Annotated in this window: 8 protein-coding genes; all 8 read right to left on the reverse strand. The window is 72.4% G+C overall.

Features of this window, described 5'->3' with window-relative positions; all coding sequences use genetic code 11:
• The coding region (locus JGS39_RS33260) for an alkaline phosphatase family protein (protein WP_219573476.1) at positions 1-439 on the reverse strand (439 nt) is incomplete at its 3' end.
• On the reverse strand, positions 436-1,611 hold the full coding sequence (gene eboE, locus JGS39_RS33265; protein ID WP_219573477.1) for a metabolite traffic protein EboE: 1,176 nt from the start codon (positions 1,609-1,611) through the stop codon (positions 436-438). The genes eboE and JGS39_RS33260, both read right to left, overlap by 4 nt.
• A 4-nt stretch (positions 1,612-1,615) precedes the next feature.
• Positions 1,616-2,464, reverse strand: coding sequence for a TatD family hydrolase (locus tag JGS39_RS33270; RefSeq protein ID WP_219573478.1), 849 nt, complete (start codon positions 2,462-2,464; stop codon positions 1,616-1,618).
• Complete coding sequence (locus tag JGS39_RS33275) at positions 2,464-3,141, reverse strand: EboA domain-containing protein (protein ID WP_219573479.1); 678 nt, start codon at positions 3,139-3,141, stop codon at positions 2,464-2,466. Before JGS39_RS33275 ends, JGS39_RS33270 begins: the two co-directional genes overlap by 1 nt.
• 21 nt (positions 3,142-3,162) lie before the next feature.
• Positions 3,163-4,083 carry a sugar phosphate isomerase/epimerase family protein gene (locus JGS39_RS33280; RefSeq protein ID WP_219573480.1) on the reverse strand — a complete coding sequence of 307 codons (921 nt, stop codon included), beginning with the start codon at positions 4,081-4,083 and terminating at the stop codon, positions 3,163-3,165.
• Positions 4,080-4,952, reverse strand: a complete 873-nt coding sequence (locus JGS39_RS33285; protein ID WP_219573481.1) for an SCO3242 family prenyltransferase — start codon at positions 4,950-4,952, stop codon at positions 4,080-4,082. Before JGS39_RS33285 ends, JGS39_RS33280 begins: the two co-directional genes overlap by 4 nt.
• Positions 4,949-6,067 (reverse strand): inositol-3-phosphate synthase, encoded by a 1,119-nt coding sequence (locus tag JGS39_RS33290; RefSeq protein ID WP_219573482.1) that lies wholly within the window; start codon positions 6,065-6,067, stop codon positions 4,949-4,951. Before JGS39_RS33290 ends, JGS39_RS33285 begins: the two co-directional genes overlap by 4 nt.
• 190 nt (positions 6,068-6,257) lie before the next feature.
• Positions 6,258-9,061, reverse strand: a 2,804-nt coding sequence (locus JGS39_RS33295) for a ThuA domain-containing protein (RefSeq protein WP_219573483.1), incomplete at its 5' end; no start/stop codon positions are given.

Below are 9,061 nucleotides of genomic sequence, written 5' to 3' on the forward strand. Positions count from 1 at the left end.
CGGTGTAGCAGTCGGGTTCCTTGCGGCCGTCGGCGTAGTAGACGGGGCGCGGGGTGACGGTGTAGTCGGTGTCGGCGCCCATGGCGTACCACCAGCAGATGTTGGCGACGGTGTAGCCGGGGTGGGTCCGGCGGGCCGCGTCCCAGAGCTTGTCGCCGGCGACGAGTCCGTTGTGCTGGCGCCACAGGAGGACGTCGCCCAGTTCGCGGAAGTACCAGCCGTTGGCGACGATGCCGTGTTCGGCGGGGGTGGTGCCGGTGAGGAAGGTGGACTGGGCGGCGCAGGTGACGGCGGGCAGCACGGTGCCGAGCGGGGCGTGGGTGCCGGACTGTCCCAGGGCCTTGAGGTGGGGCATGTGGTCGAGGAGGCGCGGGGTGAGCCCGACGACGTCGAGGACGAGGAGGGGTGTGGGGCTGGGCGTCGTCCCGGCGGTGGTCATGGCAGCTCCTTGAGGCCGAGGTCGACCAGGAGGTCGCGGGCGAGGGTCAGTTCGGCGGCGATGCCGTCGGCGAGCTGGGCGCGGGTGCGGGGACGCAGTTCCGCCGGGAGTGCCTGCCAGGTGTACGTCTCGACCTCCAGGTGCCGGGTGAGTGGGCGCGCACCGCCGACGAGCCGGCTCAGCGTGGCCCGGAGGACGGGGAGGGTTGAGGTGAGCGGGGGTGCGGGCGGTGCGTGCAGGGGCACGTGGAAGTGGGCGCGCCACGGGGCGCTGTCGGGCAGGGCTTCGCCGGTCACGGCTTCGTCGAGGTCGTCGGTGCCGCGCAGTCCGGCGGCGGTGGCGATGCGGGTCTGGTGCAGGAAGCGGGGTTCGGCGAAGGCGGCCAGGGCGGTGCGTACTTCGGGGAGGTGGGGGTGTTCGGCGTGCAGGGCCGCGGAGAGCTGTGCCTTGACGGCGGGGATGCCGGCCGCGGTGAGCGCGTCGAGTGCGGTGTCCGGGTCCTCGAACGAGGTGGCGAGGTGGCAGGTGTCGATGCAGACGCCGATGCGTGGGTGGCCTACGGCGGTGAGGGGGGCGATGGCGTCGGCGGTGGTCTCGACCGTGCATCCGGGTTCGGGTTCGAGGCCGATCCGGATGGACTTGCCCGTGAGTTCGGCGAGTGCGTCGAGGCGTTCACCGAGGGTGGTGAGCGCGGCGAGGGCGGTGCGGGCCGCTTCGGGGTCGCCCGTGTACGGGGTGCGCCAGGCGAGCGGGAGGGTGGAGATGGTGCCCTCGGTGACGTCGTCCGGCAGGAGCGTGGCGAGGAGCCGGGCGAGATCGGTGGTGTGGGCCAGACGCTCGGGGTCGGTCCAGTCGGGCTTGTAGACGCGGTACTTGACCTCCTCGGCGCCGAATCCCTCGTACGGGAAGCCGTTGAGTGTGACGACTTCGAGGCCGCGGCGGTCCAGTTCGGCGCGCAGGGACCGCAGCTGGGAGGGGTCGTTGATCAGGGTGCGGGCGGCGTCCCGGGCGAGCCAGAGGCCGATGCCGAGGCGGTCGCGGCCGAGCCGTTTGCGTACGGGTTCGCAGTGGTCGCGCAGTTGGGTGCGGACGCCGTCGAGGGTCTCGGCGGGGTGCACGTTGGTGCAGTACGCGAGGTGGACGACGGAGCCGTCGGGGTGGCGGAAGCGCATGGCCTCACTCCCCGCCGCGGAGGATGGAGTTGCCCTCGTGGAGCGGTTCGGGGGCGGCGGTGTCGAGGTGGAGGCGGCCGCTCTGACCGTAGAAGGCGACGGGGTTGCGCCACAGGACCTGGTCGACGTCGTCCTCGGTGAAGCCGGCGGCGAGCATGGCGTCACCGACCCGGCGGGTCTTCAGCGGATCGCTTCTGCCCCAGTCCGCGGCGGAGTTGACGAGGACCTTCTCGGTTCCGTGGAGCTGGAGGACGGCGACCATGCGGTCCTCGTCCATCTTGGTGTCGGGGTAGATCGAGAACCCGGCCCAGCAGCCGCTGTCGCGCGCGTCCTTCACGGTCGTCTCGTTGAGGTGGTCGAGCAGCACCCGTTCGGGCGCCAGGCCGGATTCGCGTACGACGTCGATGGTGCGGCGCAGGCCCGCGAGCTTGTCGCGGTGCGGGGTGTGGACGAGCGCGGGCAGCCCGTGCTCGGCGGCGAGCTGGAGCTGGGCGGCCAGTGCGTGGTCCTCGGCCGGGGTCATCGAGTCGTAGCCGATCTCGCCGACGGCGACGACGGAGTCCTTGACGAGATAGCGGGGCAGCGCGTCGAGGACGGGGGTGCAGCGGGGGTCGTTCGCCTCTTTGGGGTTGAGGGCGAGCGTGCAGTGGTGAGCGATGCCGTACTGGGCGGCGCGGAAGGGCTCCCAGCCGAGCAAAGCGTCGAAGTAGTCGAAGAAGCTGGCCGGCGAGGTGCGGGGCTGGCCGAGCCAGAAGGAGGGTTCGACGAGCGCGCGGACCCCGGCGTCGTACATCGCCTGATAGTCGTCCGTGGTGCGGGAGGTCATGTGGATGTGGGGGTCGAAGATGCGCATCAGGACTCCTGCGTCGAGGCCGTGGGGACCGTGGGTGCGGCGGGGCCGGGGGCCGTGAGGGCGAGCACGTGATGCAGACCGGCAGGTACGGGGCGGCCGGCCGCGATGCGTTCGGACGCGAAGTCGCCCAGCATCCGGGCGAGTTCGGCGTCGCCGCGCGATCTCCGGGCCAGCTCGGCGACAGCCTCGACGGGGACGCCGGTGAACAGGCACTTGAGGACGGCGTGGCGCCAGTTGTGCGGCTCCAGGTGGGCGGCGGCGTAGGGGCCGACGGCCGCGGCGACCAGGGTGGTGTCGTTGGTGCGCAGGGCGTCCTCGACGAGCGGCAGGGCGGTCGCGCCGAGGTCCAGTGCGGACAGGGTGAGCAGGACGGCGCGGCGCTCGGCGGCGGTGCCCTGTTCGTAGAGGCGGGTCAGGGCGGGCAGCCCGGCGTGGGCCTCGGTGAGCAGCAGGGCGCGTACGGAGTCGGCGTGTTCGAGTCCGCAGTGCCGGCCGGCGGCCGCGTACCGCAGCTCCCACGGCGGTACGGAGTAGCTCTCCGCGGGCGTGGTGTCGTCGTGGGCCGCGGCGTGGGCGGCCTCGGCGAGGGCCTCGTCGAGCCAGGCGCGTGCGGCTCCGCCGAGCAGGGTGTCCAGTTCCTTGCGGGACAGGAGCGGGGAAGGCGGGGTGTGCGTCATGGCGTGCTCCCTTCGGCGGGCTCAGTGGGCTGACGGGCGGTGTGTGTTCCGTTCGGCCGGCTCAGTGGGTCGACGGGCGGTGTCCGTTCCGTTCGACGGGCGGTGCTTGTTCAGGAAGTCGAGTGAGGTGCGGGCGAGTTCGGGGCCCGCGTGGGAGTGGCGGGGCAGCTCGACGACGGTGAGCCCCGTGTATCCGCTGTCGCCGAGGGCGTCGAGGGCGGCGAGGACGGGCGGGAAGTCGATCTCGCCGTCTCCGAAGGGGAGGTGCTCGTGGACTCCGCGGCGCATGTCCTCGATCTGGACGTGGCGCAGCCAGGGGGCGGCGTCGCGTACGCAGTCGACGGGCAGGGCGGGCTCCAGGCACTGGCAGTGGCCGATGTCGAGGGTGAGCCCGAGCGGTTCCGGGTCGCCGCTCAGTACCCGCAGGTGGTGGAAGTCGGCGAGGTTGGCCAGGAGGTGTCCGGGCTCCGGCTCGATCGCGAGGGGCACGCCCGCCCGGTCCGCCGCGTCGAGGACCGGGGCGAGGGCGCCGGTCAGCCGGTTCCACGCGGTGTCGGGTGCGGTGTCCGGCGGCCTGACCCCGCTGAAGCAGTGCACGGCGTGCGCGCCGAGCCCGGCGGCCACGTCGACGGCCCGGACGAGCAGCGCGGTGCGGGCTGCCCGGGCGTCGGGGTCCGGGTCCAGGAGCGAGGGGCCGTGCTTGCGGCGCGGGTCGAGGACGTAGCGGGCCCCGGTCTCCACGGTGACGCCGAGCCCCAGTTCCTGGAGCCGGGCCGCGACGCGGCGGGTGCGGTTGGCGAGGTCCGGGGCCATCGGGTCGAGGTGCATGTGGTCGAGGGTCAGGCCGACGCCGTCGTAGCCGAGGTCGGCGAGGAGCCCGAGGGCGTCGTCCAGGCGGAGGTCGGTGAGCCCGTTGGTTCCGTAGCCGAGGCGGAGGGTCATGTGGGGCTCACCTTCCGGGAGAGGGCGCGGGCGAGCGGGACGAGGCCCATGACGGCGAGCGCGGAACCGGCTGCTCCGGCGCGGGCGGCGAGCGCGGCCTGGAGCGGGATCATCGCCCGGATGCCGCTGCCGACGGCGCGCTGGGTGAGGGGCGGCGACGGGTTGAGCGCGGCGTGCGCGAGTGGGCGTGCGGCGGTGTGGAGGTAGGCGCCGGTGAGCGCGGTCGGGAGGAGCCGCGCGGGGGCTCTCCCCTCATGCGCCACGGCGCCGCCGATTCCGGCCACGGCCGCGAGTGCGGCGAGCGGCGCGGTGGTGGAGCCGCCCTGCGTCTCGTGGCGCGAGACGGCGGTGACCGCGTAGGTGTGGGTGCTCAGCAGGGCGGCGGCGGTCAGTGCGGCGCGGGCCGTTCGGGGCGCCGGGGCTGCCCCCGTGGCCGTCGCGCCCAGCAGCAGGTCCAGGCCGCGCGCCGCCGCCATCGCCGCCGGGCCCGCCGGGGTGTGCTTCAGGCGCAGGTCGTACGCCCAGACGGTGGCCGCGAGGCCGGTGGCCACGGCGAGGGCCGGGCGGCCCGCGCGGGCGGCGAGCGCCAGGCCCGCCCCGGTCAGGGCGCCGGCCGCCGTGAGCGCGGCGCGGGGCGAGATCCGGCCCGAGGGAATCGGCCGGTGCGGGCGGTCGACGGCGTCCTCGTCGCGGTCGGCCCAGTCGTTGAGCGCCATGCCCGCCTCGTACAGGCACAGCGAGGCACCGACGGCCAGGGCGGTGGAACTGTTGGGCCGCCGGCCCACGGACGCCGCGCCGGCGAGGGCGTCGCCCGGGACGGTGAACAGGGCGGAGATCCTGAGCAGTTCCGCCCAGGCGCGTACGGTCACCGCTCGCCTCGCAGCTGTTCGGCGAAGGCGAGGAGCGCCAGGTACTGCTCGGAGAGCGCGGCGGGTCCGCCGTCCGGGTCCTTGAAGTAGAAGCCGAGTTCGGGCCGCGGGCCGCTCAGGCCCGCCTCGTGGGCCCGGGCCAGCAGCCGGGCCAGGTCGAGCACCAGGGGCGCGGCGAGGGCGGAGTCGCAGCCCTGCCAGGTGGTCTGGAGCACCATGCGGGCTCCGAGGAACCCGTCGAACGCGATGTGGTCCCAGGCGGTCTTCCAGTCGCCGAGCGCCGGAACGTCGTCGATGTGGACCTCGCCCTCGGGGGCGGCGCCGAGGGTGTCGGCGAGGACGCGTTCCTTGCCGGCGTTCTTCGCGGCCGCGGCGGCCGGGTCGGCGAGCGCCGCCCCGTCACCGCCGCCCAGCAGATTGGTGCCGGACCAGGCGCGTACGGGCAGGGCGCGCTGGACGAACATCGGGGCGAGCACGGAGCGCAGCAGCGTCTGGCCCGTCTTGCCGTCGCGGCCCGCGTGGGGTAGGCCCGAGGCCGCGACGGCGCCCTGGAGGGCGGGCGCGCGCAGCCCGGTGGAGGGGGTGAAGTTGACGTACGGACAGCCGGCCCGGAGCGCGGCGGCAGCGTAGAGCGAGCTCGCGGGCAGCCGCGTGGCGTCGGGGTCGGGTGCCGGTTCGGTGGAGGAGACGTTGACGACGACGGTCCTGGCCAGGTGGTTGCGGCTGCCGAAGTCCGTGAGGTCGGCGGCGAACGCGGCGATGAGTTCCTCATCGCCGCGGGTGTCGCCGGGGAGGGGCCCGCCCAGGCGGATCTCCGCGTCGGCGGCGGCGAGTTCGGACCGAACGGCCGATGGGAGTCCGTGCGGCAGCACTCCCCCGGCTGCCAGTGCCTCGGCCCGTTTGGGGAGGGGGCAGTCCAGGGTGTCGTGGCCGCCGAAGACGAGGGAGGCCACGGGTGGCAGGCCACTGTCGGCGAACGGGGCGGTCTCGGTGACCATGCCGGCGGCCGGGTGGAGTCCCGCCGCGACCGCTGCGCATCCCGCCGTGGCGGTGGTGGCGACGGAGCCGCGTGCTCCGATGAACCAGACTCCGGTACGAACGGCGTGTGCTGACACGGGCTGCCTCCCTGGCTGGGGGTCCTGGCTGGGCAGAGCTGGTGGCGCTGTACGTGAGGGCCGCGGGCGGCCGACGGGGTGTGCCGTACACGAGGGGCCGCAGGCGGCCGACGGGGTGTGCGGTACATGAGGGGCAGCGGGCGGCGGGCGGGGTGTGTTCGCCCCGCCCGCCGCCGGCCGGGTGAGTGCCCTACGCCGAGGGGAGTTCCCTCAGCTGGATGTTGCGGAAGGACACCTGGTCGTCCGCCCCGTGGTTCTGGAGGCCGATGTAGCCGTCCTTGAGGCTGCGGACCGGGTCGGTGTTGGTGAAGTCGTTGATCTTCACTCCGTTGAGGAAGATCTGGAGCCGTTCACCCTGCACCTTGATCTCGTAGCTGTTCCACTGGCCCGGCGGCCTCAGCACCTGGTCGCGGGCCTTGGTGTTGGCCGCCTTGAAGGTGTAGACGGAGCCGGTGGTGCGGTCGACGGCGTCGGAGGCGTCGATCTGGACCTCGTAGCCGTTGTTCACCGCGGACCAGGGGTCGTCGGACTCCGGGAAGCCGACGAAGACGCCGGAGTTGTCGTCGCCCGCCATCTTCCAGTCGAGCTTCAGGGAGTACGACTTCAGCTCCTTGGCCTGGTACGTCAGCAGGCCCATGCCGCCTTCGGAGCGCAGCTCGCCGTCGACCACGTCGAACTTCCCGGGCCCTGCCTGCTTCCAGCCTTCGAGTGTCTTGCCGTTGAAGATCGACCGGTAGCCGGTGTCGGGCTTGCAGTCGCCCTTGACCTGGCCGGCGGCGTACCGCACCCCGCCGAGCAGGAGCCCCCGGAAGTCCGCGTCGGCGTACGACTCCTTGGTGTGGCCGAGTCCGGTGTAGAACGAACGGCCGCCCTCGTAGGACTGGCACCAGGTGATCGGGTGATCGCCCTTCATGGTCCCGCCGGTATAGGTGGTCTCGTCGAGTGTGGCGAGGACCTTCACCTTGTCGCGGGGGTTGGTGCGGTAGTTGTACAGCTCGTCGGTCCGCTCCCAGGCGTCGCCCAGGTGGGCGGTGGCCGGGTGCTTGTGGTCCTCGACGCGGACCGTGACGGGCTGGATGGCGGGGTGGCCGGAGAAGTACGCGCCGACGAGTCCGCCGTAGAAGGACCAGTCGTACTCGGTGTCGGCGGCGGCGTGGATACCCATGTAGCCGCCACCGGTGGCGATGTAGTTCTCGAAGGCCTTCTGCTGGTCGGCGTTGAGTACGTCACCGGTCGTCGACATGAAGACGACGGCGTCGTAGCGGGCGAGGTTCGCCGTGGTGAACTGGCCCGCCTCCTCGGTGGCGTCGACCGTGATGTTGCTGTCCTTGCCGAGTTCCTTCAGTGCGGCGATGCCCTCGGGGATCGCGTCGTGGCGGAAGCCGGCGGTCTTGGAGAAGACCAGGACGCGCTTGGCGGTCTTGTCGGGCGGGGTGTTGGAGAGCTCGAAGTCGTCGATGTCGTACAGCGCTCCTTCACCTCCCTTGAAGACGAGGAACAGCTCGGTGGCCTTCTTCGGAGCGCCGCGCAGCGGGACGTCGATGTCCTGGAAGGTCTCCCAGCCACCGGTCACCGGCACCGGTGCGGAGCCGAGGATCGTCCCGGTCGCCGAGCCGGCGCGTACCTCGAGGAAGCCGCCCGCGCCGCCGGAGGAGATCCGGGCGGTGAGCTTGGTGGAGTCGCCGAGGATGTACGGCTTGAAGGAGATCCAGTCGTCGTTGTTGATGTCGCCGACGGTCTTGCCGCCTTCGGCGTTCGCCTTGTCGAAGGTGTTGATGCCGGACGAGTTGTTGAAGTGCTCGGCCTGGCGGTGGCGCGGCTGGAGCTGCGACTGGTCGTGGCCGGTCAGTGCGGCCTGACCGCCGCCTCCGCCGTCGGTGTACGAGGCGTCGATGACGCCGAAGATGTTGGCGTTGGGGTCGTGCCCGCCGTCCATCTCGGTCTTGATGGTGCCGGTGCAGCCGTGCTCCGAGGTGATGGGGTGGCCGTGGCTGTCGTGGCCGAGGACGAAGCGGACCTCGATCTTGGAGCAGTCGATCGTGCCGTCCTCGGGATCGGTGACGGTCACCTTGAACGGAATGGCGTCACCGAAGGTGAACAGCTGCCCGTCGCCGGGGAGTTCCAGCTTCACCGTGGGTGCGGTGTTGCCGACGGTCACATGCACGCTGGCCGATCCGGTGCGCCCGGAGGGGTCCTCGGCGGTGACGGTCGCGGTGTAGGTGCCGTTCTTCTTGTACGTGTACGCGGGGTTGGCGGCGGTCGAGGTGCCCCCGTCGCCGAAGTCCCACGCGTAGGTGAGGGCGTCGCCGTCGCCGTCGGTGGTGCCGGCGGAGGAGAACTGCACCTTGAGGGGTGCGGTGCCCGACGTCCTGTTGGCCGCGGCCTCGGCGATCGGGGAGCGTCCGCCGGTGGCGTTCTCGATGCGGTAGAGCGCGGAGTTCTCGTCGCCGCCGAACCAGGAGAGGCCGTAGTCCAGGACGTACAGCGCCCCGTCGGGTCCGAAGGCCATGTCCATGATCTGGGTGCCGGACCACGGGACGTCGTTGATGGACTCGACCTTGCCGTCGGCGTCCTGCTCGATCCGTTTGATCCACTGGCGGCCGAACTCACCGGCGAAGAAGTCTCCGTCGTACGCCTCGGGGAACTTCACGGGCGAGTCGAGGTCCGCGTCGTAGTGGTAGACGGGCCCGCCCATCGGGGACTCGGAGCCGGTGCCGAACTCCGGGACGGACGCACCGTCGTACGGGATCCAGGCGGCCTGGGCCGGGGGCAGGTCGACGAGGCCGGTGTTGTGCGGCGAGGTGTTCTTGGGGGCGGCGCAGTCGAAGGCCGCGCCGGAGGTCTTGGTGGCGAAGTCGTAGTCGATGAAGGGGTCGTTGTTGCCCGTGCAGTACGGCCAGCCGAAGTTGCCGGCCTTGGTCACCCGGGCGAACTCGACCTGCCCGGCCGGTCCGCGCTTGGGATCGGCCGCGCCGGCGTCCGGCCCGTAGTCGC

It is taken from the genome of Streptomyces poriferorum, assembly GCF_019399235.1.
In the GTDB taxonomy this organism is placed as follows: Bacteria; Actinomycetota; Actinomycetes; order Streptomycetales; family Streptomycetaceae; genus Streptomyces; species Streptomyces poriferorum.

Excerpts from the sequence above, each read along its gene's own strand:
- eboE (WP_219573477.1), bottom strand. The coding sequence starts at position 1,611 with ATGCGCTTCCGCCACCCCGACGGCTCCGTCGTCCACCTCGCGTACTGC.
- JGS39_RS33270 (WP_219573478.1), bottom strand. The coding sequence starts at position 2,464 with ATGCGCATCTTCGACCCCCACATCCACATGACCTCCCGCACCACGGAC.
- JGS39_RS33275 (WP_219573479.1), bottom strand. The coding sequence starts at position 3,141 with ATGACGCACACCCCGCCTTCCCCGCTCCTGTCCCGCAAGGAACTGGAC.
- JGS39_RS33280 (WP_219573480.1), bottom strand. The coding sequence starts at position 4,083 with ATGACCCTCCGCCTCGGCTACGGAACCAACGGGCTCACCGACCTCCGC.